The 25,888-nt window shown below is 68.5% G+C and carries 21 protein-coding genes and 2 pseudogenes; 4 read left to right on the forward strand and 19 right to left on the reverse strand.

The features are described from left to right. Positions 1-26: 26 nt before the first annotated feature. Both AC07OZ_RS13945 and AC07OZ_RS13950 read right to left on the reverse strand, forming a co-directional pair. Positions 27-269, reverse strand: coding sequence for a hypothetical protein (locus AC07OZ_RS13945; RefSeq protein WP_088405006.1), 243 nt, complete (start codon positions 267-269; stop codon positions 27-29). A gap of 5 nt (positions 270-274) precedes the next feature. Continuing rightward, entirely contained in the window at positions 275-1,189 is a 915-nt protein-coding gene (locus AC07OZ_RS13950) for a DUF808 domain-containing protein (RefSeq protein WP_495467696.1), read from the reverse strand. Positions 1,190-1,356: 167 nt separating this feature from the next. Between AC07OZ_RS13950 and AC07OZ_RS13955 the strand changes: the two genes are divergently transcribed. Then, a complete protein-coding gene (locus AC07OZ_RS13955; RefSeq protein ID WP_495467697.1) occupies positions 1,357-1,839 on the forward strand; it encodes a thioredoxin family protein in 483 nt (160 codons plus the stop codon). A 194-nt stretch (positions 1,840-2,033) separates the two neighbouring features. Beyond that, entirely contained in the window at positions 2,034-2,864 is an 831-nt protein-coding gene (locus tag AC07OZ_RS13960; RefSeq protein ID WP_495467698.1) for a transposase, read from the forward strand. 3 nt (positions 2,865-2,867) lie between these two features. Here the strand turns inward: AC07OZ_RS13960 and AC07OZ_RS13965 are convergent, their stop codons facing one another. From AC07OZ_RS13965 to AC07OZ_RS13995, 7 genes and pseudogenes are all read right to left on the reverse strand, one after another. Further along, positions 2,868-3,344, reverse strand: coding sequence for a hypothetical protein (locus AC07OZ_RS13965; RefSeq protein ID WP_495467699.1), 477 nt, complete (start codon positions 3,342-3,344; stop codon positions 2,868-2,870). A 195-nt stretch (positions 3,345-3,539) separates the two neighbouring features. Next, positions 3,540-4,922: a bifunctional UDP-N-acetylglucosamine diphosphorylase/glucosamine-1-phosphate N-acetyltransferase GlmU gene (gene glmU, locus AC07OZ_RS13970; RefSeq protein ID WP_495467700.1), complete on the reverse strand. Its 1,383-nt coding sequence runs from the start codon at positions 4,920-4,922 to the stop codon at positions 3,540-3,542. A 130-nt stretch (positions 4,923-5,052) separates the two neighbouring features. Further along, on the reverse strand, positions 5,053-5,694 hold the full coding sequence (locus AC07OZ_RS13975) for a DUF4136 domain-containing protein (RefSeq protein WP_495467701.1): 642 nt from the start codon (positions 5,692-5,694) through the stop codon (positions 5,053-5,055). A 259-nt stretch (positions 5,695-5,953) separates the two neighbouring features. Then, positions 5,954-6,898 (reverse strand): annotated as a pseudogene (gene ttcA, locus AC07OZ_RS13980) (tRNA 2-thiocytidine(32) synthetase TtcA); the annotation flags it as partial. A gap of 173 nt (positions 6,899-7,071) precedes the next feature. Beyond that, entirely contained in the window at positions 7,072-7,440 is a 369-nt protein-coding gene (locus tag AC07OZ_RS13985; protein WP_377161568.1) for a dihydroneopterin aldolase, read from the reverse strand. Between the two features lie 84 nt (positions 7,441-7,524). Further along, positions 7,525-8,496: pseudogene (locus tag AC07OZ_RS13990) on the reverse strand (FAD-dependent oxidoreductase); the annotation flags it as partial. Between the two features lie 67 nt (positions 8,497-8,563). Continuing rightward, positions 8,564-9,517 (reverse strand): LysR family transcriptional regulator, encoded by a 954-nt coding sequence (locus AC07OZ_RS13995; RefSeq protein WP_495467702.1) that lies wholly within the window; start codon positions 9,515-9,517, stop codon positions 8,564-8,566. 132 nt (positions 9,518-9,649) lie between these two features. Between AC07OZ_RS13995 and AC07OZ_RS14000 the strand changes: the two genes are divergently transcribed. Continuing rightward, a complete protein-coding gene (locus AC07OZ_RS14000; protein ID WP_495467703.1) occupies positions 9,650-10,426 on the forward strand; it encodes an SDR family NAD(P)-dependent oxidoreductase in 777 nt (258 codons plus the stop codon). A 27-nt stretch (positions 10,427-10,453) separates the two neighbouring features. Here the strand turns inward: AC07OZ_RS14000 and AC07OZ_RS14005 are convergent, their stop codons facing one another. From AC07OZ_RS14005 to AC07OZ_RS14035, 7 genes are all read right to left on the reverse strand, one after another. Beyond that, entirely contained in the window at positions 10,454-11,284 is an 831-nt protein-coding gene (locus AC07OZ_RS14005) for an APH(3') family aminoglycoside O-phosphotransferase (protein ID WP_495467704.1), read from the reverse strand. 55 nt (positions 11,285-11,339) lie between these two features. Continuing rightward, positions 11,340-11,861 carry a GNAT family N-acetyltransferase gene (locus tag AC07OZ_RS14010; protein WP_495467705.1) on the reverse strand — a complete coding sequence of 174 codons (522 nt, stop codon included), beginning with the start codon at positions 11,859-11,861 and terminating at the stop codon, positions 11,340-11,342. Between the two features lie 48 nt (positions 11,862-11,909). Beyond that, on the reverse strand, positions 11,910-12,590 hold the full coding sequence (msrQ, locus tag AC07OZ_RS14015) for a protein-methionine-sulfoxide reductase heme-binding subunit MsrQ (RefSeq protein WP_495467706.1): 681 nt from the start codon (positions 12,588-12,590) through the stop codon (positions 11,910-11,912). Between the two features lie 18 nt (positions 12,591-12,608). After that, positions 12,609-13,601: a protein-methionine-sulfoxide reductase catalytic subunit MsrP gene (gene msrP / locus AC07OZ_RS14020; protein ID WP_495467707.1), complete on the reverse strand. Its 993-nt coding sequence runs from the start codon at positions 13,599-13,601 to the stop codon at positions 12,609-12,611. Positions 13,602-13,773: 172 nt separating this feature from the next. After that, positions 13,774-15,195 carry a c-type cytochrome biogenesis protein CcsB gene (ccsB, locus tag AC07OZ_RS14025; RefSeq protein ID WP_495467708.1) on the reverse strand — a complete coding sequence of 474 codons (1,422 nt, stop codon included), beginning with the start codon at positions 15,193-15,195 and terminating at the stop codon, positions 13,774-13,776. Position 15,196: 1 nt separating this feature from the next. Further along, the gene (locus tag AC07OZ_RS14030; RefSeq protein ID WP_495467709.1) at positions 15,197-17,335 is read right to left on the reverse strand and encodes a cytochrome c biogenesis protein ResB; all 2,139 of its coding nucleotides are present in this window, start codon (positions 17,333-17,335) and stop codon (positions 15,197-15,199) included. Positions 17,336-17,461: 126 nt separating this feature from the next. Next, positions 17,462-18,052 carry a c-type cytochrome gene (locus tag AC07OZ_RS14035; RefSeq protein ID WP_495467710.1) on the reverse strand — a complete coding sequence of 197 codons (591 nt, stop codon included), beginning with the start codon at positions 18,050-18,052 and terminating at the stop codon, positions 17,462-17,464. A gap of 472 nt (positions 18,053-18,524) precedes the next feature. On the opposite strand from AC07OZ_RS14035, the gene yihA reads away from it, so the two are divergent. Beyond that, positions 18,525-19,331, forward strand: a complete 807-nt coding sequence (gene yihA / locus AC07OZ_RS14040) for a ribosome biogenesis GTP-binding protein YihA/YsxC (RefSeq protein ID WP_495467983.1) — start codon at positions 18,525-18,527, stop codon at positions 19,329-19,331. 36 nt (positions 19,332-19,367) lie between these two features. Here yihA and AC07OZ_RS14045 read toward each other — a convergent pair whose 3' ends face one another. The 3 genes from AC07OZ_RS14045 to groL form a co-directional block, all read right to left on the reverse strand. Continuing rightward, entirely contained in the window at positions 19,368-21,737 is a 2,370-nt protein-coding gene (locus AC07OZ_RS14045) for a patatin-like phospholipase family protein (RefSeq protein WP_495467711.1), read from the reverse strand. A 98-nt stretch (positions 21,738-21,835) separates the two neighbouring features. Then, positions 21,836-23,953, reverse strand: a complete 2,118-nt coding sequence (locus AC07OZ_RS14050; RefSeq protein WP_495467712.1) for a DUF1631 family protein — start codon at positions 23,951-23,953, stop codon at positions 21,836-21,838. Between the two features lie 262 nt (positions 23,954-24,215). Continuing rightward, positions 24,216-25,853 (reverse strand): chaperonin GroEL, encoded by a 1,638-nt coding sequence (gene groL / locus AC07OZ_RS14055; protein ID WP_495467713.1) that lies wholly within the window; start codon positions 25,851-25,853, stop codon positions 24,216-24,218. Positions 25,854-25,888: the final 35 nt, after the last annotated feature.

Consider the following 25,888-nt stretch of genomic DNA (forward strand, 5'->3'; position numbering starts at 1 on the left):
GAGGGCGGCGGCGAGGTGCGGTGAGCTCAGCCGTGGCGGCCGTGACGGCTCTTGGGCTTGCGGCCGTCCATGTCGGTCAGCTGCGTCTTGAGCAGGGCCATCAGGACGCGGGCGTTGGCTTCGGTCATGACGAGCAGGGTGCTGGGCTCGATGCCGTCGACCGGCTCGCGTTCCTTGACCAGGGCGTCCAGCTTGAAGGTCACCAGGCCGCTGGTGGAGGAATTCGAGGCGCCCTTGAGCTTCTGGACTTCGATGTGATGCGTCTTCATGGCCGTCATTCTCGGCGATGCCGCAGGCGCTGGATACCGGTCACGACCGCCACGACCACGATGCCCGCCAGGATGCCGGCGACGGCGTCGCCCAGGACCTCGACGATCGTGCGCGCGAAGCCGCTCACGCCCAGGGCCTCGACCACATGCTGGATCGCGTGGTGCAGGAAGGGCGCGCCGTGCGTCAGGATGCCGCCGCCGACCAGGAACATCGCCGCCGTGCCCGCCACCGACAGCGCCTTCATCAGCCACGGCGCCAGCCACAGCAGGCCGCGGCCCAGCGCCTGCTGCCAGGCGGCGGCCTTGCGGCTCAGCCAGAGGCCGGCGTCGTCCAGCTTCACGATGCCGGCGACCAGGCCGTAGACGCCGATCGTCATGACGATGGCGATGCCCGACAGCACGAGCAGCCGCGTCGTGAACGAGGCGTCGGCGACGGTGCCGAGCGTGATCGCGATGATCTCGGCGGACAGGATGAAGTCGGTGCGGATCGCCCCCTTGACCTTGTCGCGCTCCAGCGCGGCGAGATCGATGGCCGGGTTCTTGACCGCCTCGGACAGCGCCGCCTCGTGGGCGTCGTCCTCGGCGGTGTGCAGCCACTTGTGGGCGAGCTTCTCGACCCCCTCGAAGCAGAGGTAGGCGCCGCCGATCATCAGCAGCGGCGTGACCAGCCACGGCGCCCAGGCGCTGATCGCCAGTGCGGCCGGGACCAGGATGGCCTTGTTGACCATCGAGCCCTTGAAGACGCCCCAGACCACCGGCAGTTCACGGTCGGCGCTGACGCCGGTGACCTGCTGCGCGTTGAGCGCCAGATCGTCGCCGAGGACGCCGGACGTCTTCTTGGCGGCCATCTTGGAGAGCAGGGCCACGTCGTCCAGGACCGTGGTGATGTCGTCGAGCAGTGCGAGCAGGCTGGAGGCCATGGCGGAGGGGTCCCGTTCCCGGAAAGTGATGGTTTGTGCGAAGCCCGCCTTTGTACCGCAAGCCGCCGGGCTTTCGAGCCGCGGACGGCGGTTTCTCGGCCTTGCCGACGCCTCTTGGCCTCCTCATCGTCGTCACGGTTTTGTCGCCGGTGGCACACTCCGGCGTCATGAAACGCCGCACCGCTTCCTTGCTGTTCGCCGCCGCGCTCGCCGCGGTGTCCGTGACCTCGGTCCACGCCGCCGATGCCGCCTCGGGACCCGGTCCCTACGACGAGCAGGCCGACGCCCGCGCCGACATCAACAATGCCGTCGCCCGCGCCGCCAAGGATGGCAAGCAGGTGCTGGTGGTCTACGGCGCCAACTGGTGCAAGGACTGCCTGGCGCTGAACAAGGGCTTCGGCGACGGCCACCTCGGCGCCGCCGTCGACAAGCGCTTCGTGACGGTCAAGGTCAACGTCGGACGCTTCGACAAGAACGTCGATGTCGCCAACCAGATGGGCGTGACGCTGAAGAAGGGCATCCCCACCGTCGCCGTGATCGGCGCCGACGGCCAGGTCCTGGGCACGACCAAGGGCGGCGAACTCGCCGACGCCCGCAACATGGGCGAGGACGCCGTGATGAAGGTGCTGGAGTCGCTCGGCAAGAGCTGATCCGGCGCCGCGGGAACCCTGCGTAGGCAGGGATTCCAGGTTCCAGGTTTTGCTGTTGAGTCCTGACCCCCGATAGCGCTCCGGCTATCGCGAGGGGCCCGCAGGCCCCGCGATCAGGGGTCAAGTCTTGCGCCCGAGCGCGAATACCGGCCCGGGCGCTTGTCTTTTGTGCGCTCATCGCCTAGTTGTTAGGCATGGCCAGGCCCCTCCGCATCGAATTCCCCGGCGCCGTCTACCACGTGGCCACACGTGCCGACGCGCCCGTCTTCTCCGACGATGAGGATCGGCAGACCCTGCTCGGCCTCATCGAGCAGGCGGCGGATCGTTTCGACGCCCAAGTGCTCGCCTACGGGCTGGGCCGGGAGCACTACGAATTGCTGCTGTTCACCCGGCAGGCGAATCTCTCCCGCCTGATGCGCCATCTGAACGGTGTGTACACCCAGGCGCACAACCGGCGGCATGGGCAGTTCGGGCATGTCTTCCAAGGGCGGTTCAAGGCGGTCCTGGTGGATCGCGAGCATCTGCTGCTGGACGCCTGCCGCTACGTGGAGCTGATCGGGCGTCGCGCCGGGCTGGCGTCGTCGCCGACGGCCTGGCGCTGGAGCAGTCTCCAGGCGCATGCCGGGCTGGTGACCGCGCCGGAATGGCTCGAGATCGACGGGCTATGGACGAATGTCCTGGGCCGTGTGCCGCAGAACGCGGCGGATCGCAGGAAGGCGGCGCAGCGCTATCAGGCGATCGTGGAGGCGGAGCCCGACCTCGATATCTGGGGGCAACTGCGGCACCAGATCTTCCTGGGCGATGCGGCCTTCGTCCAGCGCACCGTGCGGCTGAGCGAGCATCCACCGCGCACGCCGCGTCCGCGCCGCTGGGGCGATTGGCTCAAGGCCAGCGGCAGCCGGGAAGAGGCGCTCTATCGCGCGCACACCGAAGGCGGTCAGTCGATGACTGAACTCGCGCGTGAACTGGGATTGTCGGTCTCGAGGGTCAGCCGGCTCATCGCCGGTCACGAACGACAGCGCTGAAGATCAGTGCAGGGCCCGGGCCGGAGCTGCCGGGCAAGCCGCCACCGACTCATCCGACTCGGCCGCCTCATTCCAGGCGGCCGTTGTCATTTCGCGAGCGGCGCTCAGCTGATGACAGAGTTCGGCCACGCCCAGACCGTCGGCCTCGCCTTCGGGCATCGGCAGGGCGGACACTTCGCCCGGCAGATCGGCCAGCGCGCCCAGCAACTGGAACAGCAGTTCCAGATCTGGCTCCGCATCCGGCGCCCGCTGCTGGCGGGCCAGCCCCAGGCTGCGGCACAGGTAGAAGCAGGCTTCCGCCGCCTGGTCGGACATCGCGTGCGACATCGCCAACTGCTCCAGCGACTCGGCCCGGGCCGCCTGGGCGGCCGGATCGTCCGAGCGGTCCGCCAAGGCGTCCAGCGCGGCAGACGCCGGCGGGACGGCGAGGAGATCGTCGTCCTGAGGCAGCAGCGGAGAAGCGGTCTTGGAGTTCGCCATGAGAGTTCAGCTGGGGAACAGCGGTTCAGCCAATCAACGACACGGATGCTAGGCAGCTACCGGCAAATGCGCCTCCCACAGCTCGGGGGGAGCGCTCACCGTGCAAGCGCCTCGCGCGCCGATCTACGGGAACTTGTCACACTTCGTGACACGAACAGACCGAGCTTACGGCGTTTCAGCGCTGATTTGGGTGAATCACTTCCCCTTCCTGGGTCGGCTCCAGCCGGAAATCACCGTTTGTCGGCCCCGCGCCACAGCCAGCTGGCCGGGGGCGACGTCCTTGGTGATGGTCGATCCGCCGCCGATGGTGGCGCCGTCCCCCAGGGTGACGGGCGCGACCAGCACGCAGTTCGAGCCCACGTGCACGTCCGCGCCGATGGTCGTGCGGTGCTTGTTGGCGCCGTCGTAGTTGGCCGTGATGCTGCCGGCGCCGTAGTTGACGCGCTCGCCGACGGTCGCGTCGCCCAGGTAGGCCAGGTGGTTGGCCTTGGCACCCTTGGCCAGCGTCGAGTTCTTCACCTCGACGAAGTTGCCGATGTGGACCTCGGCGCCGAGTTGCGCGCCCGGACGCAGCCGCGCGAACGGGCCGATCAGCGCGCCTTCGCCGACGCTGGCGCCGGCGGCTTCGCCGTCGATGTGGGTGAATTCGTGGATGCGGGCGTTGGCGGCGATCGTCGCGTTGCGGATCACGCAGTTGGCGCCGATGCGCACGCCGTCGCCGAGCGTCACCTGGCCTTCGAAGACGCAGTTGACGTCGATCTCGACGTCCTTGCCGCAGTTCAGCGTGCCGCGCAGGTCGAAGCGCGAGGGATCGGCCAGGCGCACGCCCGCCGTCATCAAGGCCTCGGCCTGGACGAGCTGGAAGCGACGCTCCAGCTGCGCCAGCTGCGACGGGCTGTTGACGCCCAGCACTTCGGTCTCGTCGTGGGTCTTGACGCCGACGACGGAGACACCTTCGGCCACCGCCATCGCGACGATGTCGGTCAGGTAGTACTCGCCCTGGGCGTTGTTGTTGTCCAGCTGGCCGACCCAGCGCTTCAGCGCCTCGGTCGGCGCGGCCATGATGCCGGTGTAGCACTCACGGAGGCGGCGCTGCTCCTCGCTGGCGTCCTTGTGCTCGACGATCGCCTTGACCTGATCGCCAGCATCGCCACCCCGGACGATGCGGCCGTAGCCGGTTGGGTCGGCGTACTCGATGGTCAGCAGTACCAGCTTGTCGCCGCCGCAGGCCTCGACCAGCGCGCGGGTCGTCGCGGTGCTGATCAGCGGGGTGTCGCCGCTGAGGATCAACGTGGTGCCGCCGGCGACCAGCGCCGGGATGGTCTGCTGGATCGCATGGCCGGTGCCGAGCTGGGGCTCCTGGCGCACGAAGCGCAGCCCCTCGCCGCCGACGGCCGCCTCGACCTGTTCCGCGCCATGGCCGGTGATGACGATGCGGGCCTGCGCGTCCAGCGCGGCGGTGTTGCCGAGCACGTGCTGGAGCAACGCGCGGCCCGCCAGCTTGTGCAGCACCTTGGGCAGGCTGGACTTCATGCGGGTGCCCTTGCCCGCGGCCATGACGACGATGTTCAGCGACATAAGAAGAATCGCGGTTCCCTGTTGGAGAGACCGCGATTATCGGGGTCGCCCGCGACGATCCTCATGGCGTCGCGGTGACCGGTTGTCGCCACTTGTGGGCGCCGGCCGGCGCCCGCCGGCGTCGGCCGTCCTACTTCGACGGCGCCAGCTGCACGCTCACGCGATGCGGCTCGGGGCGTGTCTGCGGGAAGTCCGTCATCGACGCCTCGAAGAGCGCGCCGAAGAGTTCCGAACCGCCCTCGGTGAAACCGTCATTGGAGGCGCGCGCCTCATACAGCGGCTCGTTGGTCTTGCGGTCGCGCAGCAGCATCGCGACCTCGCGGTCGTAGCGGCGCTCCATCATCGGATCCATCGGGTACGAGTAGCCCCAGCGGCTGTAGTACGGCCGCCAGGCCGGGCCGTAGCGCCAGCCCCAGTAGCTGCCGTTCCAGCGCCACCACAGCGGGTCGTCCCAGGGCGCCGGGCCGGAGCGGGAGACGCGCGCGCCGAGCGACACGGTGATGTCGGCGGCCTTGGGATCGGCGGACTCGGTGAAGCCGGCCTTCAGCAGCGCGCCGCGGGCGGCGTCCTCGAGCGAGGCCTGACTCGCCTCGTTGCGCTGCTGGGAGGGCAGCCGTTCGAAGGCGAAGGTGCCGGGCTGACGGCCCGCCGGCCAGCTGCCGAAGGTCTGCGCATCCGCGCTGACGGTATTCAGGGCGGCGCAGCCGGTGAGCGACAGCGCGGCCGCGGCGCCCAGGCTCAACAGGGCGACTCGACGATTCAAGGTGAACATGGTGACCTCCAGTCGGATACCGCTCGTGGCCGTCGACCGGGGCAGGCGCCGCGCCCGGTGACGCTCCCCGGACGCCTCACTTGACGTCGGATGCGAGCGTGACAGTGCAACGATTGTGACCCGAGCCGGTTGACCCGCGCGTTTGAACGGCGTGACGGGGCGGTAAGCGGCGGGTTTCTCTTCGTTGGAAAGCGCGAAGCCCGGCGCGGGGGCCGGGCTTCCGTGGGGAGGAAAGGGCGCCGCGAGGCGCCCAGAGACCTCAGTCCTCGGCGGCAGAGTACGCCTCGCCGGCGTCGTCGACGGGGGCCGGGACTTGCCCCTTGGCCCCGGGACGGATGATGTTGACGACGCCGGTGGCCGGCGCCGGGGTGCCGCACTGCTCGTCCTCGTCGAAGGCGATGTCGCCGTCGGCGACCGGCGCGCCAGTGGCCTTGATCGTCTGGAAGGGGAACAGCTCGCGGTCCATCATGTGCGAGGTCACGATGTTGCCCATCGCGGTGAACATGTTGTCCACGCGACCCGGGAAGCGCTTGTCCCAGTCCTGCAGCATGGCCTTGACGGTGGCGCGCTGCAGGTTGGGCTGGCTGCCGCAGAGGTTGCACGGAATGATGGGGAACTCGCGGTGCTCGGCCCAGCGCTCGAGGTCCGACTCCTTCACGTAGGCCAGCGGGCGGATGACGACGTTCTTGCCGTCGTCGCTGACCAGCTTCGCAGGCATGCCCTTCATGCGGCTGCCGAAGAACATGTTCAGCATCAGCGTGGTGACGATGTCGTCGCGGTGGTGGCCCAGCGCGATCTTGGTCGCGCCGAGCTCGCCCGCCACGCGGTACAGGATGCCGCGGCGCAGGCGAGAGCACAGCGAGCAGGTCGTCTTGCCCTCAGGCACCAGGCGCTTGACGATGGAGTAGGTGTCCTGCTCCTCGATGTGGAAGTCCACGCCGCGCGACTTCAGGTAGGCGGGCAGGATGTCCTCGGGGAAGCCGGGCTGCTTCTGGTCGAGGTTGACGGCGACGATGCTGAACTTGATCGGCGCGCGGTCGCGCAGGTTGATCAGGATGTCCAGCAGCGAGTAGCTGTCCTTGCCGCCGGACACGCAGACCATGACCTTGTCGCCGTCCTCGATCATGTTGAAGTCGCCGATCGCCTGGCCGACCTGGCGGTGCAGGCGCTTCGAGAGCTTGTTCATCTCGTGCGCGTGCTTCTTGGCCGCGGCATCCGCCGCGGCCAGATCGATGCCTTCAATGGTGGTGGTGGTGGTCGAGTCGGTCATGTTCTGTCCTCAATGTCTTCAATCAAGCAGGGCCCGCGGAACCGGCTCTGCCGGGCCGCCAGGCCCGCCCCCTCGAGGGGGCGCGCGTCAGCGCGTAGGGGGAGGGACTACCAGGTGCCGCATTCGGCGCTGATTGCGACTTGGCAGTCGGGGAAGATTTCGAGCTTGGTCACCTTGATGCGCACGCCCACCACGCCGGGCAGCTTCATCAGCCGGACGCAGAGCTTGCCCAGCAGGGCTTCGAGCAGGTCGGTGTGTTCCGCGGTGCACTCGTCGATGATGATGGTGCGCACGCGGCGGTAGTCCAGCACGTGGCCGATGTCGGCATCGCGCGAGACGATGGTCTGCGCGCCGAGGTTGATCTCGGCGTCGACCAGGATGGGCTGCGGGCCCTCGCGCTCGAAGTCGAGCACGCCGAGGTTGGCGCCGAAGCGCAGCCCGTTGATGTGGATGACCTGGCGGTTGTTGCGGCGCAGCGCGGGGGGCGGCTGCGATTCGCGCAGCGGGCGCAGGAAGGCTTCGATCTGTTTGGCTGCGACGACGCCGTCGCCGAGCGCCGTCTGCACGCAGGGATGCTGGCGGCCGCTGGCGTCGCCCGCGACGAACAGGCCCAGCACGCCGAAGCGCGGCTCGTCGCGGAAAGGCTGCGACGGCGCGGTGACGCCGGCGCGCTGCAACGCATCGGCCACGAGCAGCCAGGCGGACGGCGCCGGCTCGTAGCCGAGCAGCACGGCGACGTGGTCGAAGCGCTCCTCGCCGTAGGCCTTGGAGGTCACGGTCACGCCGTCGGCCGAGGCGCTCACCGCGGTCGGCAGCGCCTGGGCCGGCCGGCGGCGCAGGCCGTTCGCGCCGTCGAGCTGCTGGATCAGATGGCTCTGCGCGCGCCATTCGGAGCGCGACCACAGCGTGACCGTGTGACCGCGACCGGCGAGATACAGGGCATTCTCGATGGCGTTGTCGCCGCCGCCGAGCAGCAGGACCTTGCCAGGCGGCAGGCGGTCGCGCACGGCGGTCAGCTCGATGGCGTCGAGCACGCGATCGTGGCGGTCCCGCTCGGGATAGAGCGGGAAGGGATGTCGAGGCGTGAGGCCGGTGGCGAGCAGCAGCGACCGGGCCCGCAGCGGGCGGAGGTTGCCGGTGGCGGCAGGTTCGGCGGTGTCACCGGCCTGCGCCGCGAAGGCGGGACCGCCGTCGAGGTAGAGCGTCCAGCCCTGTTCCGCCTGCCAGTCGAGCGTGTTGACCGTCTGGCCCAGCACCGTGTGCACGCCGGGTTGCGCCGCGGCGTGCCGGGCATAGTGCTCGCCCAATTCGGCGAGCGATTCGCCGGGCGCGCCGAGGAGCCAGTCCTGCTTGTAATCGAGCGGCCGCAGGCTGTCGCACAGACGCGGGGCGCGCTCGATCAGCACGACGCTCAGGCCCAGCTGCGTGAGCCAGCTCGCGGCGCTGCAGCCGGCCGGACCGCCGCCGATGATGGCGGCGTCGACGAGCGCGGGCAGGCTGGCGGGCAGTCGGTCTGGCGTGGGCTGGGACATTGCGGAGAGGGCGAGGCGGGGACGGCGGGTGCCGCGGCGGCCGATGGGCGCCGCAGCAAACCCGCGATTATCCCGGATGGGCGCCGGAACGGCCCGTCCGGGGCCTTGGCGAGCCGGATTCCGCCGCCAATCCTTCCTGGACGCGTTCGACGACCCAGTCGATGAACACCCGCACGCGGGGCATCATCTGGCGCTGCTTCGGGAACATCACCGAGACCGGCATCGGCGGCGGCGGTGTCTCCGGCAACACCTCGACCAGTTCGCCCGACGCCAGCAGCGACGCGACGCCGAAGCGAGGACATTGGATGAGCCCCAATCCCTGAAGGCAGCAGGCGCGATAGGCCGGCGCCGATGTGACGCAGACCGGGCCGCGCAGGGTGAGTGTCTGCGTCCGACCGTCGACGAGGAACTCGAACGGCGCGACGCGGCCGGTGGCGCTGGACTGGAAGTTCACGGCCTGATGCTGGCGCAGCGTGTCGATGCTCGTCGGCACGCCGTGCGCGGCGAGGTATTCGCGGCTCGCGCAGGTGACGGACGGCAGATCCGCGATGCGGCGCGCCACCAGACCGGACTCCTGCGGCGTGCCGCCGCGCAGCACGCAGTCGACGCCCTCGCGGACCAGGTCGACCAGCCGGTCCCCGGTGCCGACGATGAGCTCGATGCCCGGATAACGCCGGCAGAAGTCGCCCAGGTGCGGGAAGACGAAGGCCGCGGCCAAGCCGGCCTGCAGGTCGATGCGCAGCCGGCCACGCGGCTGCTGCGCGGCCTCGCCGAGCACGGCCTCCGCCTGCTCGACTTCCTCCAACACGCGGCGGCAGCGCTCGTAGTACAGATGGCCTTCCGGTGTCGGGCTGACGTGACGCGTGGAGCGCGTCAACAGCCGCGCGCCGAGGCGCTTCTCCAGGGCCTGGACGGCGTAGGTGACGTTGGAGCGCGGCAGATCCAGCTCCTCGGCGGCGGCGGTGAAGCTGCCGAGGTCCACGATGCGCGTGAACAGGTGCATGGCGTCGATGCGATCCATGGGACCTCCGAATTTGAGTGGCTCCAATTGTGCAATTGACTCGCACAGTGATGTCGATATTGGGTGATTTATCTGTCGGATCTCAGCGCTCAGTATTCGGGCTTCTTCCTCACCGCCTTCAAGGAGTCCGACATGACCAGCACCCCGACAACGACGTCCCGCATCGCCCTGATCACGGGCGCCAACCGCGGCATCGGCCGCGCCACCGCCGTCCGGCTCGCCCGCGACGGCTTAGACGTGATCGTGACCTACCGCTCACACCGTGAAGAGGCCGAGGAGGTCGTCCGCGAGATCGGCGCGCTCGGGCGCATCGCGGTGGCGCTGCCGCTGGACGTGTCGCGCGTCGACGATTTCGGCGCATTCGTCGACGGTGTCCGTGACGTGCTGGGCAAGACCTGGCACCGCGAGCGCTTCGACGTCCTGATCAACAACGGTGGCGTGCAGGTGGCGCAGCCGACGTTGCAGGTCACGCCCGAGGCCTTCGATCAACTGGTCGACGTGCACTTCAAGGGTGTGTTCTTCCTGACGCAGCAACTGGTGCCGCTGATCGCCAGCCCGGGCGCGATCGTCAACATCTCCAGCGGTACCGCGCGCTTCTATGTGCCGGAGCGCGCGATCTACAGCGCGGTGAAGGGCGCGGTGGAAGTGCTGTCGCGCTACCTGGCGACCGAACTGGGACCGCGCGGCATCACGGTGAACGTCATCGCGCCGGGGGCGGTGGCGACCGACTTCAGCGGCGGTCTGCTGCGCTCGAACGAGCAGCTGCAGAAGCACATCGCGTCACTGACGCCGCTGGGCCGATTCGGTGTCGCCGAGGACATCGCCGGCGCGATCGCCGCGCTGGTAAGCGAGGGCAACCGCTTCGTCACCGGCCAGCGGATCGAGGTTTCTGGGGGCGTGCACCTGTGAAGCGCATGAGGCCGCGGGAGCGCGGCCTCAGAAGCACTCGTCGAGCAGCAAGTGGAAGTCGAGCTTGCGAGGATCGGGGTCGGTGATGCCGTACGCGCTGAACAGCGTGCCGCGCAGCGTGGGCCCGAACTCATCGAGGCAGTTCGCCAGGATCGCGAGGTCGCGGTAGCGATCCGCGATGCCTGCACGGCCGAGGTCGATCACGCCGACGATGTCGCCGTCCTCGTTCATGAGGATGTTGTCGAGCGAGAAGTCGCCGTGGCTCACCACGGGGTCCTCGGCCAGCGGCAGCATCGCGATGAGCGCGTCCCATACCTGCTGCGGCGTCCAGCCTTGGCGCGCGTCGTCGAAGTCGTCGGCATCGATGAGGCCGGCGTCGAGACGCTTTCGGGCGAGGTCGAGTTGCAGTCTGTGATTCGCATTGAACGGGCAGCTGTCGACCGGCAGGTTGTGCAGGTCGCGAAGGAATCGCCCGAGGGACGTCACGATCGCTGCGGCACGAGCCGGATCGTCTTCCAGCCATTCGTAGGCCGTGCGACCGGGGAGTGCGTGCGTGAGCAGCCAGGCCGAGCCGTCCGACCATTCGAAATGCTCGACGCGAGGCACAGACCAGCGTCCGGTGAACCACTGCAGGCGGGCGAACTCGTCGGTGATGGCGATCGCCGCATCGCCATCGCCGTGCTTGAGGTACAGCGCTGGCGCATCGGCCCGATGCAGTCGATGGACGTGCGCGCCGGCCTCGCCGACGAGGTTGCGGTGCCAAGCGTAGCCTGTGAGTCTTGCCGCGAGGGCAGGCGTCAACTCGGGCGCGTCCGCGGGGACTTCTCTGGGAGTGTCGGACTCGTCGTGGTCGGTCATGAGGCGCGATGAGGCGATGGAACCGGAGTCAGTATCGACTGCAGACGAGTGACGCTCAGCGCCCCGGCGCGCGGCACTCGAAATACGCCATGTCCTCCCACTCACCGTCGAGCTGGAAGCTCCGTGTCGAGCGGCCGAACTCGGTGAAGCCATTGCGCTGCAGGACCTTGATCGAGCCGGTGTTCCCCGCGCGGGCCTTGGCCTCGATGCGGATCAATCCCAGCTCGCCGAACGCCTTCTCGAGAACGAGGCGCACCGCCTCCTTCGCATAGCCCTTGCCGTTTTCGGTCTCCGCAATGCGGTAGCCCAGCTCGCACGAGTGGTAGTGCTTGCGCTTGATCTGGCTCAGGTTGATGCGTCCGACCAAGGCGCCCGCGACGCCGCGGATGAGGAACTGATGCCCCGTGTCCGCGTCGGCCTCGCGGCGCGCGGTCGCGATGGCGGACTCGATGCCGCCATCGGCGTAGTAAGACGTGGGCCGCGCATTGATGTGGGCTTCGAAGAACGCGCGGTTGTCGAATTCAAAGCGGCGCAGGTCAGCGAGGTCGCGTTCGGAGACAGGGTGGAGGCTCAGCATGGGCGCGGAGCATAGCGGCGCCGATGCACGGGCTGCCGTTCGATCAGTTCAGCGCTTCACGGATCTCACGCGCTTCCACACCCGCCATCCCAGCAGCACCGCCAGGATCGTCCCGTAGACGATCGGCTCGGCGAAGTTGTTCTTCCCCGCGCGCATCCAGATGAAGTGCATCAGGCCGATGATCGAGATCGCGTAGACCAGCTTGTGCAGCATCTGCCAGCGCGCCGCGCCCAGCGCCTTGATCGCGCGGTTGAACGAGGTGGCCGCCAGCGGCACCAGCAGCAGCCACGCGACGAAGCCCATCAGGATGAACGGCCGCTTGGCGATGTCGCGCAGGATGTCGGTCAGGTCCAGGCTCTTGTCGAGCCAGCCGTAGGCCAGCAGGTGCAGGCTCGCGTAGAAGAACGTGAACAGCCCCAGCATCCGCCGGAAGCGCGCCAGCGCGGGCTGGTTCGTCCAGGTCCGCACCGGCGTCACCGCCAGCGTGATCCAGAGGAAGCGCAAGGTCCAGTCGCCGAGGCCGCGGATCAGCGTCTCCGCCGGATTGGCGCCGAGCAGATCCGGCTGCGCGACCGCGCCGAAGACATACCAGCCCAGCGGCAGCAGGCACAGCAGGAACAGCACGACCTTCGCCGCCGGATGCAGCAGCGGATGGCGCCTTGCAGGCGTGCGCCGAGGCGCGGACGGGGCTGGCTGCGACCGGGACGGCGCGGCGGGCGAAGCACTCATGGCGGGTCCCTGGCGGCGTCAGAAGTTCTTCTTCAGGTCCATGCCGGCGTACAGCTGGCCGACCTGCGCCTCGTAGCCGTTGAACATCAGCGTCGGGCGGCGCTTGGCGAAGAGGCCGTCCTCGCCGATGCGACGCTCGGTGGCCTGGCTCCAGCGCGGGTGATCGACCTGCGGATTCACGTTGGAGAAGAATCCGTACTCCTGCTGCGCCGCCTTGGTCCAGCTGCTCACCGGCTGCTTCTCGACGAAGCGGATCTTCACGATCGACTTGGCCGACTTGAAGCCGTACTTCCAGGGCACCACCAGACGCAGCGGCGCGCCGTTCTGGTTCGGCAGCACCTCGCCGTACAGGCCGAAGGCCATCAGCGTCAGCGGGTTCATGGCCTCGTCCAGGCGCAGGCCTTCGACATAGGGCCAGTCCAGGACGCCCGAGCGCACGCCCGGCATCTGCGCCTTGTCGGCCAGCGTCGTGAATTCGACGTACTTCGCCTTGCCGGTCGGCTCGGCCTTCTTCAGCAGTTCCGCCAGCGAGTAGCCCACCCAGGGAATCACCATCGACCAGCCCTCGACGCAGCGCAGGCGATAGACGCGCTCTTCCATCGGCGCGATCTTCAGCAGGTCGTCCAGGCCGAAGCGGCCCGGCTTGGCGCATTCGCCCTCGATGACGACCGACCAGGGCCGCGGCTTGAGCGTGTGCGCGTTCTCTGCGGGGTCGGACTTGTCGGTGCCGAACTCGTAGAAGTTGTTGTACGAGGTGACGTCCTTGTAGGCCGTCAGCTTTTCCATCACCGTCGCGCCCGGCACGGTGCTCTTCACGCCGGGCAGCTTCGCCAGCTTGCCCGGGCCGGCCGTCTGCGCGTTCACCGTGCCGGACAGGCTGCTCAGGCCCAGGCCGGTCAGCCCGAGCGCGCCGGCCGACTTCAACCAGTCGCGGCGGCTGTCGTAGACCTCGCGGGAGGTGATCTCGGAGGACGGGATGCGCTGGCCGTCGCGGGGCTTGTGGAAATGCATGGCGGACCTCGGGGAAGGAAGGTTCGAACCTTACGCGTTTGCTTGAAGGTTTTCATGAGGGCGTGCTTAAGGCCCCCTGGTTCGGGGCATCCGCTCAGGAGCGCGCCATTTCAAATGAAACAGGGCGGTGCCGGATTCGCACCCGGCACCGCCCTGTCATGGGACGAAGTCCTTACAGCGTCCCGTATGAGTGCAGCCCCGACAGGAACATGTTCACCCCGAGGAACGCGAAGGTCGTGACCAGCAGCCCGATCAGCGCCCACCACGCGCCGACCACGCCGCGCAGGCCCTTGATCAGCCGCATGTGCAGCCAGGCCGCGTAGTTCAGCCAGACGATCAGCGCCCAGGTTTCCTTCGGGTCCCAGCTCCAGTAGCCGCCCCAGGCTTCCGCCGCCCAGAACGCGCCCAGGATGGTTGCGATCGTGAAGAAGGCGAAGCCCAGCGCGATCGACTTGTAGGTCAGGTCGTCCAGCACCGTCAGCGCCGGCAGACGCGCCGTCAGCGGGCCGCGCAGCGCGACGCTGGCCGCCAGGAACACCGCCACGCCAGCCATCTTGCCGGCCCAGCCGTTCAGGCCCGTCGCGATCTCCGGCGAGACGTTCGCGCCGAAGCGGAAGCCCACCAGCACCAGCACCAGGCCCACCGGCACGCCGATCAAGCCGATCACCAGCGCGCGCGGCGTCGCCGTCTTCAGCAGCGTCGCCAGGGCCACCATCGCGGCCATCGCGAAGCTGCCGTAACCGATGAAGTTCGCCGGCACGTGGATCTTCATCCACCAGCTCTGCAGCGCAGGCACCAGCGGCTGGATCTCGTGCGCTTCACGCGCCATCGTGTACCAGAGCAGGAAACCGACCGCCGCGCTCACCACCAGCATCACGTAGGCGCCCAGCGCCCGCGTCGCGAAACGCTGCTCGTAGTACAGGTACATCAGCGTCGTCAGCCAGGTGAAGAGGACGAAGACCTCGTACAGGTTGCTGACCGGGATGTGGCCGATGTCGGGCGCGATCTGGTGGCTCTCGAACCAGCGCACCATCGTGCCGATCAGCGCCATGCCCACGGCGCCCCAGGCCAGCCGCGTGCCGATCGCCTCGGCCGCGCTGTGGCCGGACTTCTGCAGGAAGCCCAGCCAGTAGAACAGCGTGCTCATCCACACCAGCACGCTCATCCACAGGATCGCGCTCTGGCTGGACAGCATGTACTTCAGGAAGAAGACCTTCTCGCCCGCCGCCAGGTCGGCGCCAAAGCCGTCGGTCTGGCGCAGGTAGAGCTGGATGGCGAAGAGGCTCGCCGCGCCCACGATCAGGCACAGCAGGCGCAGCGGCCGCCAGAACCAGCCCAGCGCGATCAGCGCGGGCGTGGCGCCAGCCAGGATGCCCTTCTCATAGACATCCATCGACGCGTGGTAACGGCTGAATGCGAAGCCGGCGCCGATCAGCACCAGCGCCGCGAAGATCCAGTCGAACAGGTTGCGTTCCTGGAAGTAGCCGCGCTTGCCGATCACCAGCGAGCGTGTGGGCGTGGCCTCGCCGGAACCCGGCAGTTGCGAGGGCAGCTGCGACGGCAGGTGGGACGAGTCCGCGGTGGTGGTGTTCATGTCAGGCCTCCTCATGCAGCAGGCGCTGCTTGAGCGATTCGAATTCGACGGGCAGGTCGGGGGTATCGCGGTTGCTGGACAGCGCCATGCGGACGCGGGTCTGTTCGGACCGGCCCGGCGCGGCTTCCAGCCACAGCCACAGCCGGCGTTCCTTGATGTAGAGCATCGCAAACACGCCGACGATCAGCAATACCGCTCCGAGGTAGACCAGCGTCTGCCCCGGCGCGCGCGTCACCTGGAACACGCTGGCCTGCACCTGCTGGAAGTCGTCCAGCTGGATGATGACCGGTGCCGGATAGAACATCGCGTCCGACAGCGACATCACCGACTGCGTCATGAAGGCCTGCGTCGCCTCGCCCGGCTGGGGCGCCGGATGACCGAGCTGTTCCTCGGCCTGCTTGTGCAGCTCGAAGAGGCTGCCGTTGAGGATGCGCAGCAGCACCTCGGACACGCGGGCGCGCTCGGCCTCGGGCACTTCGCGCTCGATGAACTGCGACAGCGCCGGCAGGCCACCCACGGCCGCGCCTTGCGCGGGCGCGTCGGCCTTCAGGCCCTCGGCACCGGCGAACAGCGTCAGCGTCCGCAGCGCGGTCGCTTCCAATTGCGCCTGCATCGCCGGCTTGTCCGGCGGGCTCGCGCCCAATGCGTAACTCCGGGCCGCCTGCAGCCGCTGTGCGGGATCCGCCAGCCCGCGCCGCAGCGCCAGCCAGCCCTCGATGCCGTCCTTGCCGTCCACCGGGATGCGCAGGTAGCGGAAGCTGTCCGACAGCGTGTCGCGCACGCCGAGCAGGATCACGCGGTGCCCGTCCAGTTCCAGCGGCAGCATGTAGTTGCTGTACTCGCGCGCCTGGCCGCTGGCGTCGCGCAGCTTGTAGCTGAACGACGGGCCGACGTTGCGCAGCGTCTTCTTGCCCTCGAGGTTGGCGCCCGAGCCCAGATGCTGCTCCAGCCGGCCGACCAGGTCGACCTTGCGCACGTCGGTGCCGTTCTTGTCCTTGCCGTCGTCGGCGAAGTTCTCGACGTTGATGACGCGCAGCCCGGTGAACTCGAGCCCGTACTTCTCACCGTCCGCCGTCAGCGTCGTCGTGCCGTTGACCTTGCCTTCCAGCGGCGTGTCATGCGCCGCCTGCAGCGCGCGCAGCTTCAGCTTCAGCGAGGAACCGCCGTCCTCGAAGCTGCTCTGGTAGAGCGTCACGCCGCGGTAGGTCACCGGCTCGTTGACCTTCACGGTCGCCTTCGTCGACGACCCGTCGCGGCGGTCGTGCAGGATCACGTCGCTCGCGAACAGCTTGGGCATGCCGGTCGCGTAGTACTCGACGATGAATTTCTTCAGCTCCACGTCGAAGGGCAGGTCCTGCACCACGACGCCGCTGGGCATCGAGATCAGCGCGGTCGACGAGCGGCTGCCCTCGGGCACGTACAGGTTGCCGCGGAAGCTCGGATTGGCCGGCGTCAGGCGGTTGATGTCGGTGACCTTGGTGAGGTCGTCGCCCTGGTAGATCTGCTTGCCCTGCGCCCACATCATCACGCGCACGACCAGGTCGCCGTCGAACAGCCCGCCCAGGCAGATCAGCACGATGGCCGAATGGGCCGCCAGATAGCCGATCTTGTGCGCCGAGCCCTTGCGCGCGCCGATCATGACGCCGCCGTTGCGCACCTGCGCGCGGGCCTTCCAGCCCTCGGCGCTGAGCCACGCGTTGATCTGGCCGAGCGCGGCCTCCGGATTCATGTGCAGGTAACCCAGCGCCTTGTGCTTGAAGGCCTGGATCGACTGCTCGCGCATCGTCTCCTTGTAGGTCTTCAGGTCGCGCAGGATCTTGGGCGTATGGCGCGCGATGCACAGGCTGGTCGACACGACCAGGAAACCCAGCATCAGCAGGAACCACCAGGCGCTGTAGACGGTGTAGAGGTCGAACTTGCCGAACAGCTCCGACCAGAACGGTCCGAACTGGTTGACGTAGTTGGGCATCGGCTGGCGCTGCTGCACGACGGTGCCGATCACGGAGGCGATGCACAGCACCGTCAGCAGCGCGATGGCGAAGCGCATCGACGCCACCAGCTCCATGGCGTCGTCGAGCGCGACGCGCGCAACCGCCTGGGCTGTCAGCCTGGGGGAACTCTCGGGGGACTTCTCGGTCATGGCCGGCATTCTCGTTGCCCCGGGTGACGAATCGGGCGAGGGCCGGCAAAAGCGAAGGCCGGTGATCGGATCACCGGCCTCGTTCGTCGGAACCTTCCCCGAAAGGTGCGCCCCGCGGGCGATCGCTCAGCGCAGGCCGGCGATGTAGTCCGAGACCGCCTTGATCTCGCGGTCGCTCATCTTGGCGGCGATGGCCAGCATCTGCGGGCTGTTCGGCCGGCCGCCGGCGCGGAACGCCGTCAGCTGGGCCTCGGTGTAGTCGCTGTGCTGGCCGCCCAGGCGCGGGTACTGCGCCGGGATGCCGGCGCCGTTCGGGCTGTGGCAGCCGGCGCAGGCGGGCACCTGCTTGTCCGCGATCCCGCCCCGGTAGATCTTTTCGCCCAGGGTGATCAGCTCCTTGTTCTTCGCGAAGCCGGGCTTGGCGCCCTTGCTCGCGTAGAACGCGGACACGTTGCGGATGTCGTCGTCCGTCAGCGGCGCGGCCATGCCCGACATCACCGCGTTCTTGCGCTTGCCCGACTTGAACTCGTGCAATTGCTTGGCGAGGTAGTCGGCGTGCTGGCCGGCGATGATGGGATTGGCAGGACTGCCACGGGTGCCGTCGGCCGTGTGGCAGGCGGCACAGACTTGCGAACTGATGGCCTGACCCTTGGTCAGATCGGGCTTGGCCGCCGCAGCGGGTTCATTGGCGATGGCGGCGCCGGACATCAAAACCATGCTCGACAACAAGAAAGCGGCAGTCTTCATGAATGTTGAGGGTAGGGTGAGCGCAACCGCGGGATCTTACAATGCACCTCTTTAGAGCCCGCGCAGCCCGATGACCGATTCCAACAAGAAACCCGCCCCGGCGGCCCCAGGGAAACCCGCAGGCCGTGGCGCGGGACGCGCTGGAGCGTCAAAGAAGAAGCAGGGCCCCGGTAAAACGGGTATGCGCGCGGCCGCCAAGGCCCGCGCGAAGACCGCTGAAAAGGCGAAGGCGCAAGGCCTGCCCCCGCCGCCGAAGAAAAGCGCCAGCACCGAGCCCATGACCCCGGGCAAGCGCGCGCTGGCCTGGACACACACCGCGCGTTTCCTGACCACCGCGAGCCAGCTCAAGCACCTGCCGGTCGACGGCGTGCTGCCGGGTGAGGCGCGGGCGCGTGAGGAGGCGGCGCTGGCCGAGGCGGAGGCCGCCGGGTTCGACGAGGAGTTGCTTGACGAAGACACCGACGCCGGCGCGCCGGAAGCCGACTCAGAAGACGGCTCGGCATCCGAAGCGATCGGCGGGGAAGCCGGCGAGGGCGAGGCGCGCGCGCAAGACCTGGCACCGCGCGGCCTGCCGGAGATCGCCTTCGTCGGCCGTTCCAACGCCGGCAAGTCGACGGCGGTCAACACGCTGGCGCAGCAGAAGCGCCTGGCCTTCGCGTCGAAGACGCCGGGCCGCACGCAGCACATCAACCTGTTCGCGGTGGGCCCGCGCGACGCGCCCGACGCGCTGTTCGCCGACCTGCCCGGCTACGGCTACGCCGCGGTGGCCCGCGACGCCAAGCTGCGCTGGCAGCGCGTGATGGCCGACTACCTCGGCCAGCGCGCGGAGCTGTCGGGCGTCGTGCTGATGGTCGACTCCCGCCTGGGATTGACCGACCTCGACAAGCAGCTGCTCGAATACGTGTCCGACCGCGTCACCGCCGGCGAGGTCAGCCTGCTGGTCGTGCTGACCAAGGCCGACAAGCTCAACCGCAAGGAAGGCGCCGCCATCCTGGCGCAGGTCCAGAAGGACCTGGGCGTGCTGGCGACAGAGGATTCCGACATCGGCGTCACGCTGTTCTCCGCGCTGAGCAAGCAAGGCCTGGAGGACGTCGCCGAGGTGATCTACGACTGGGCGCACGCCGAGCCGCGCGAGGCGTACAGCGAGGACGAGGAAGACGACGAGGCCCCCGAAGAGGGTTCGGAAGAGGGTTCGGAAGACGACGCGGCATCGGACGATGCCGACACCGGCGAGGCCGGCAAGGCCTGACCCCTCGCGCCGCCGGCCCGGGGCCGGCGATGCCGCTCAGGGCCGGCCGATGAACACGTAGAACGCGGTGCCGCCGCGCGGCGCGTAGCCGATGCCCACGTACAGCGGCCCCAGCCCCGTGTCCGAGCCCAGGAAGATGCTGCTGGCGTAGCGCATGTCCTTGACGCTGATGTCGCGGTGCGAGAGCCAGGTGTTGCCTGCCTCCAGCGTGCCGCCGATGAAGAACCCGCGCGACAGGAAGGGCTGGTCGTTCAGGCGCCGGTAGTAGGTCGCCCGCGTGAACAGCAGCGAGTTGCCGCTGAGCTGGTTCGGGTTGTAGCCCGACAGCTGGTGGAAGCCGCCCAGCGTGTAGCCGCCCAGCCCCGTGTCGTCCGGCTGCTGCGACGCCACGGCGCGCGCGTACAGGCTGACCGTGTGCCCGCCGAAGCTGCGCACCACGTTCCCGTCCGTGTTCAGCCGCAGGAAGCGGCCGCTGTTGAGGTTGCGGTTGTCCTGCCGGCCGCCTTGCGCCTCGACGGTGAAGCGGTAGCCGTGCTGCGGGAAGTTCGCATAGTCCAGCTGGTCGACGACGGTCCGGAGCCGGAAGCCGCGTTCGTAGCTGGTCCAGCGCAGCTTGCCCATCTCCGGCGTGAGCAGCGTGATCAGGTCCGGCTTCGCATGGCGGATCTGGCTGATGACGCCCAGGCGCACCTCGCCCCAGCGCCCCCACGGCTGACCCAGGTCCAGGCCCACCGAGGCGTCGCGCCGCACCAGCCGCGCCTGGCCGATGCTGGCGTTGTCCGGGTCGTTGTCGTCATAGACGATCTGCTTGCGCTGGTTGGCCTCGCCCCAGGCGCTGACGAACCAGTCGTCGGCCACGCCCAGCTTCAGGCCCAGCGGGTGGTAGAGCTCGGTGTAGAGCCGCGGCGTCTCGCCGATCGTGATCTGGTTGCGCCACTCGGTGCCCTTGTCGGTCAGCCAGTGACGGTTGTGGCTCAGCCGCAGGTTGAAGAAGCTGTCGCCGCTGGAGTCGGTCGACAGATCCATTCCCACGCGGAAGTAGTTCGGCCCCCAGGGCTTGTCTTCCATGTTGAAGACCAGCGTCTCGCCCTCGGGGCGCTGCTCGACGTGGTAGTCGACGCGGTTGTAGTCGCCGCTGGAGGACAGGAAGCGCATGTCGCGCTCCGCCGTCTCGTTGTTGAAGGGCTGGCCCGGCTTGGATTCGAGCTGGCTGCGGAAGCGCTCCGGGTTGGTGTTGTCGGAGCCTTCCAGCTTCACCGCGGCGATGAACACGCCCGGCGCCTTGGTGCCGATGCGCGCGATCTGCCAGTCCGTGTAGGTGCGCTCATCGACGGCGTAGGCGCGCAGCTGCGGCAGCATCGCCTCGGCGGCTTCCTCGCCGGCGCGGATCAGGTCGCGCACCTTGTCGAAATCACCCGAGCTCAGCTTGCCCAGCTGCGGCGTGATCAGCAGGTCCTCGCCGGCGGACATGCTGGCGATCGAGCGCTGCACGTTCTGCTCGGTGAGGATGTTGATCATCTGCGCGGTCAGCCCGAGCAGCGAGTTCAGCGTGTCGCGCCCGCCCACCGGCGTGCCGACGTTCACCGCGATCAGGCGCGTCGCGCCCATCTCGCGCGCGACGTCGATCGGCAGGTTGTTGACCAGCCCGCCGTCGCCGAGGATGCGGTCCTCCCATTCGACCGGCGCGAACACGCCGGGCACGCTCATGCTGGAGCGCAGCGCCAGCGCGAGATCGCCTTCGGCCAGGATGCGCTCGTGCCCGTTCTCCATGTCGGTGGCGACGGCGCGGAAGGGCGTCGGTAGTTTGTCGAACTGGTGGACGTCGCGCACCGGCAGCGTCAGCCGGCGCAGCAACGCCTCGAGCCCGCGGCTGGAGAGCGTGCCGGTGGGGACTCGCACCTCGCCGTCGCGCAGGCCGAACTCGATCGTCGCGGAGAACTCGAAGTCCTCCTCCTTGCGGCGTTGCGAGAGGTCCTGGCGGTCGACGCGGCTCGCGAACAGCCGGTCCCACGCGATCCTCGACAGCTCGCGGTCCAGGTCGTCGGCCGACATGCCGCTGGCGTAGAGGCCGCCGATGATCGCGCCCATCGAGGTGCCGGTGACGATGTCGACGGGGATGCGTTCGCGCTCAAGCACCTTCAGGATTCCGACGTGCGCCAGACCGCGCGCGCCGCCGCCCGACAGCACCAGACCGAGCTTGGGCCGCTGGGCCTGATCGGCCGAGGGCGTCGCCACCGGACCGGGCGGCGGATTGGGCGGGACCGTCTGGGCGAGGAGTGCGGCCGGCGCGGTGAGCGCGGCCAGGACGACCGCCAGCGCCAGCCGGCACTGGCCGCTCAGACGCAGCAGGCTGCGGACGCGGCAGGAGCGATGAAGGCGGGGAAGGGCGCGGGGATCTCGGGACACGGCGGACATCGGGCTGCGGGACACCCTCGCGGCGATGGCGCGAGGCGGGCGCATTGTGACCCGAACCGGGCCCGCGAGCAGGCCCCGGCGGTGTCCGGTCAGTGATCGTTGCCGTTGGGCGGGGCGCGGTCCAGGTCCAGCATCAGCGTGCCGATCGCGCGCTGCAGCAGCGGCTCGTCTTCCAGCTGCGTGATCAGGCCGTTGGCGACCAGCTGCTCCAGCGCGCCGCGGGTGACCGAGTGGCGCTCCTCCGCCACCTGGCCGATGAACAGGAACATCTGGCGGCTGTCGCTGATCCACGCGATCTGCGCGGTGATCCACTCGCTCTGGTGGAAGAGGTGGTACCAGCCGCCGATGTGCACGCCGGCGATCCAGTCCTGCAACGCCGCGTGGGCGTGGGGCGAATGCGCCTCGCTGTAGAGCGCCACCGGCACCGTCGGCAACTGGCCGCGGTCGACACGTTCGTAAGCCCAGCGCGAGGGGAGTTGCGACTCGCGTTCGTCGAGCAGCTGCTGCAGCAGTTCCTCGGACGTCTGCGCCGGGCGTCGTGGCGACGGCGCGGCCGGAGCGGCTTCCTCGACGGCCGGTTGTCCACGCAGCACGCGGCCGTGCTGGCGCATCAGTTCGTCAAGGAAGGTCTGCCGCTGCATCGCCGGCAGCGCGATCGAGTCCATGCCCCGGTCCAGCGCGCGGACGAGGTCCGGCAACTGGCCGCGCAGGCGCTGGCGGGCAGCCTCGTCCGGTTGCGGCGCCACGCTGTGCAGCAGCGCGTCCACGAGTTCGATGTAGGTCTGCGGTTCCGACGCGTCGCGGCCGTGCTGGACCATCGCCTGCGCGATGACCTCGACCCAGGGGCCGAGCAGGAAACGCCGCATCAGCTTGCCAGCCTGGGCGTCGTCGAGCTGGTGCTGCAGCTGGTCGCGCAGCATCCGCTGCCATTCCTGGCGGCGCTGCTCGCGGTCCAGGCGCTCGAGCGCCACGGCGCTGCGCTGGCCGCGGGCTTCGGCCTGGGCGCGGATGTGGGAGTCGACCTCGGTCAAGGCCTGCTGGAACTGCAGGGCGGACGGATGGGCGCTGTCCAGCAGCGGCTGGATCACGCGTTCCAGGAACTGCAGGAAAGCCTTCAGTTCCGCGTCGTCGCTGCGTTGGAAGCCCGCACCATGCGCGGCCAGCCGGTTCAGCAGCTGCCAGGTCGGATGGTCCTGGCGGCGCAGCAGCGTGGGATCGGCCTTGGACAGTCGCACGATCGCGACCTGCAGGCGTCCCATCAGCACCTTGAGCGGCGGCTGCAGGCTGTCGTCGGCCAGGATCTGGTCGTACAGGCGCGAGAGCAGGTCGGTGCCCGGTGCGCCGATGCCCGGCCCCAGCTTGGGCGGCGGTGGCGCCAGGGTGCCGGCAGTCGAAGGAGATGCCGCGGCGCGGGTCGCGCCGAGCTCGGCGGCCCGCGTGTTCATCAGGTCCAGCTTCATCGCGACCTGGTCCAGCGTCGCGTTCTGCGTCGGCGTGTCGGTCAAGGTCTTGAACTGGCGCAGGCGCAGCTCCGATTCCTTGATCGCCGATCCGTGGCTGGTCAGCATGCCGCTCAGTTGCGCCTGTCTCAAGCTCTGGCAGAGCAGGGTGTAGATCGGCTGCAGGCGGACGGCCAGCGGTTGCGCGGCCAGGCGCATCAACGCGTAGCGGCCGTCGGCGTCGAGGTCCACGCCTTCGATGGCGCGCGCCAGCGCCTGCGCGAACAGCGCGGCCCGCAACGGGTTGTCGTTCTTCAGCGGCCGGGCGATGCCGCGCAGCGCGGCGAAGAAGTTGCTCAACTGGTGCAGCTCGGCCCGGGACTGGTCCTCGATCGCGGTGATCACATGCGCGATCGCGACGTCCTTCAGCGCCTGGCTCTCGTCGACGAGGCTGAAGGACAGGTCGCCGCCGCGCTGGGCCGGGCGCTCGCGCTGCAACGGATCGCCGCCGTCGCGGGCGACCTTCAACAGCAGGTTGAGCGAGCCTTCGAAGTCGGATGCGAAGCTCGCGCGCCGCTTGGACCATCCGGCCAGCAGGCGATGGTGTTCGAGGCGGCTCTTGAGCTCGTCCTGCAGGCCGTTGTAGACCGCATGCGCCAACGCGGGCACATGCGCGAGCATGTCGTCGAGCAGGGACTGCAGGGAAGGCGAAGACGCTTGGACCATCATTTGTGACAAGTTGTCAGCCGCATTATGGTCGCCCCTCATTCAGGTGACATCCCCTGGGGCACGGGGACGTGCGACCTGGGGAAAGCCTGATGGCCGCCGCGCCTCGTGGCCGGCGGGGACGATCGATTCTGGGTGAATGCCGCACCGGGCATCAGCAAAAGCCGAGCCTACTTCGTATCCAGGCGCAACAAGCCCGCGCCGTGCGAACGAAAAAAGGGGTCGCCGAAGCGACCCCTTTCGAGAGCGTGGGTCCCGAGCGTGAGGCGCGGTGAGACCACCGCGCGACCTGCTCAGGTGGACATCACATGTCCATGCCCATGCCGCCCATGCCGCCGGGCATGGCCGGGCCGGCGGACTCGTCCTTCGGCGCTTCGGCGACCATGCACTCGGTCGTCAGCATCAGCGAGGCCACGGACGCGGCGTTCTGCAGCGCGGTGCGGGTCACCTTGGTCGGATCCAGGATGCCCATCTCGATCATGTCGCCGTAGGTGCCGTTGGCCGCGTTGTAGCCGTGGTTGCCGGAACCGGCCAGCACGGTGTTGACGACGACCGACGACTCTTCGCCGGCGTTGTAGACGATCTCGCGCAGCGGGGCTTCGATGGCCTTCAGGATCAGCTTGATGCCGGCGTCCTGGTCGGCGTTGTCGCCCTTGATGACGCCAGCGGCCTGACGGGCGCGCAGCAGCGCGACGCCGCCGCCAGCCACGATGCCTTCTTCAACGGCGGCACGGGTGGCGTGCAGCGCGTCTTCGACACGGGCCTTCTTTTCCTTCATCTCGACTTCGGTGGCGGCACCGACCTTGATGACGGCGACGCCGCCGGCCAGCTTGGCCACGCGCTCTTGCAGCTTCTCGCGGTCGTAGTCGCTGGTGGCTTCCTCGATCTGGACGCGGATCTGCTTGACGCGCGCCTGGATGTCGTCGTTGGAGCCGTTGCCGTCGATGACGGTGGTGTTTTCCTTGCCCACTTCGACGCGCTTGGCCTGACCCAGGTCAGCCAGCGTGACCTTCTCGAGCGACATGCCGACTTCCTCGGCGATGACCTTGCCGCCGGTCAGGATGGCCAGGTCTTCCAGCATCGCCTTGCGGCGGTCGCCGAAGCCCGGGGCCTTCACGGCGACGACCTTCAGGATGCCGCGGATCGTGTTGACGACCAGGGTCGCCAGCGCTTCGCCGTCGACTTCTTCGGCAATGATCAGCAGCGGACGGCCCGACTTCGCGACGGCTTCCAGGGTCGGCAGCAGATCGCGGATGTTCGAGATCTTCTTGTCGTAGAGCAGGACGAACGGGTTGTCCAGGATCGCCGACTGCTTTTCCGGGTTGTTGATGAAGTACGGCGACAGGTAGCCGCGGTCGAACTGCATGCCTTCGACGATGTCGAGCTCGTTGTCCAGGCTCTTGCCGTCTTCGACGGTGATCACGCCTTCCTTGCCGACCTTGTCCATCGCCTTGGCGATGATCTCGCCGACGTCTGCGTCGGAGTTGGCGGAGATGGTGCCGACCTGGGCGATCTCCTTGGAGGTCGTGGTGGCCTTGGAGGCCGCCTTCAGCTGCGTCACCAGGGCGGTGACCGCCTTGTCGATGCCGCGCTTCAGGTCCATCGGGTTCATGCCGGCGGCCACGTACTTCATGCCTTCGCGGACGATGGCCTGGGCCAGGACCGTGGCGGTCGTGGTGCCGTCACCGGCGTTGTCCGAGGTCTTGGAAGCGACTTCCTTGACCATCTGGGCGCCCATGTTCTGCAGCTTGTCCTTGAGCTCGATCTCCTTGGCGACCGAGACACCGTCCTTCGTGACGGTGGGGGCGCCGAACGAGCGCTCCAGCACCACGTTACGGCCCTTGGGGCCCAGCGTGACCTTGACCGCGTTGGCCAGGATGTTCACGCCTTCGACCATGCGGGCACGGGCCTCGCCGCCGAAGACAACGTCTTTTGCTGCCATGTGTATCTCTCCGAAATCTTTATCTGGATGAAAGT

The organism is Roseateles sp. GW821-FHT09G03 (genome assembly GCF_059416045.1).

What these genes read in the sequence shown, in the direction of transcription:
- AC07OZ_RS13945 (WP_088405006.1), bottom strand. Translation starts at nt 269, where the DNA reads ATGAAGACGCATCACATCGAAGTCCAGAAGCTCAAGGGCGCCTCGAAT.
- AC07OZ_RS13950 (WP_495467696.1), bottom strand. Translation starts at nt 1,189, where the DNA reads ATGGCCTCCAGCCTGCTCGCACTGCTCGACGACATCACCACGGTCCTG.
- AC07OZ_RS13955 (WP_495467697.1), top strand. Translation starts at nt 1,357, where the DNA reads ATGAAACGCCGCACCGCTTCCTTGCTGTTCGCCGCCGCGCTCGCCGCG.
- AC07OZ_RS13960 (WP_495467698.1), top strand. Translation starts at nt 2,034, where the DNA reads ATGGCCAGGCCCCTCCGCATCGAATTCCCCGGCGCCGTCTACCACGTG.
- AC07OZ_RS13965 (WP_495467699.1), bottom strand. Translation starts at nt 3,344, where the DNA reads ATGGCGAACTCCAAGACCGCTTCTCCGCTGCTGCCTCAGGACGACGAT.
- glmU (WP_495467700.1), bottom strand. Translation starts at nt 4,922, where the DNA reads ATGTCGCTGAACATCGTCGTCATGGCCGCGGGCAAGGGCACCCGCATG.
- AC07OZ_RS13975 (WP_495467701.1), bottom strand. Translation starts at nt 5,694, where the DNA reads ATGTTCACCTTGAATCGTCGAGTCGCCCTGTTGAGCCTGGGCGCCGCG.
- AC07OZ_RS13995 (WP_495467702.1), bottom strand. Translation starts at nt 9,517, where the DNA reads ATGGATCGCATCGACGCCATGCACCTGTTCACGCGCATCGTGGACCTC.
- AC07OZ_RS14000 (WP_495467703.1), top strand. Translation starts at nt 9,650, where the DNA reads ATGACCAGCACCCCGACAACGACGTCCCGCATCGCCCTGATCACGGGC.
- AC07OZ_RS14005 (WP_495467704.1), bottom strand. Translation starts at nt 11,284, where the DNA reads ATGACCGACCACGACGAGTCCGACACTCCCAGAGAAGTCCCCGCGGAC.
- AC07OZ_RS14010 (WP_495467705.1), bottom strand. Translation starts at nt 11,861, where the DNA reads ATGCTGAGCCTCCACCCTGTCTCCGAACGCGACCTCGCTGACCTGCGC.
- msrQ (WP_495467706.1), bottom strand. Translation starts at nt 12,590, where the DNA reads ATGAGTGCTTCGCCCGCCGCGCCGTCCCGGTCGCAGCCAGCCCCGTCC.
- msrP (WP_495467707.1), bottom strand. Translation starts at nt 13,601, where the DNA reads ATGCATTTCCACAAGCCCCGCGACGGCCAGCGCATCCCGTCCTCCGAG.
- ccsB (WP_495467708.1), bottom strand. Translation starts at nt 15,195, where the DNA reads ATGAACACCACCACCGCGGACTCGTCCCACCTGCCGTCGCAGCTGCCC.
- AC07OZ_RS14030 (WP_495467709.1), bottom strand. Translation starts at nt 17,335, where the DNA reads ATGACCGAGAAGTCCCCCGAGAGTTCCCCCAGGCTGACAGCCCAGGCG.
- AC07OZ_RS14035 (WP_495467710.1), bottom strand. Translation starts at nt 18,052, where the DNA reads ATGGTTTTGATGTCCGGCGCCGCCATCGCCAATGAACCCGCTGCGGCG.
- AC07OZ_RS14050 (WP_495467712.1), bottom strand. Translation starts at nt 23,953, where the DNA reads ATGAGGGGCGACCATAATGCGGCTGACAACTTGTCACAAATGATGGTC.
- groL (WP_495467713.1), bottom strand. Translation starts at nt 25,853, where the DNA reads ATGGCAGCAAAAGACGTTGTCTTCGGCGGCGAGGCCCGTGCCCGCATG.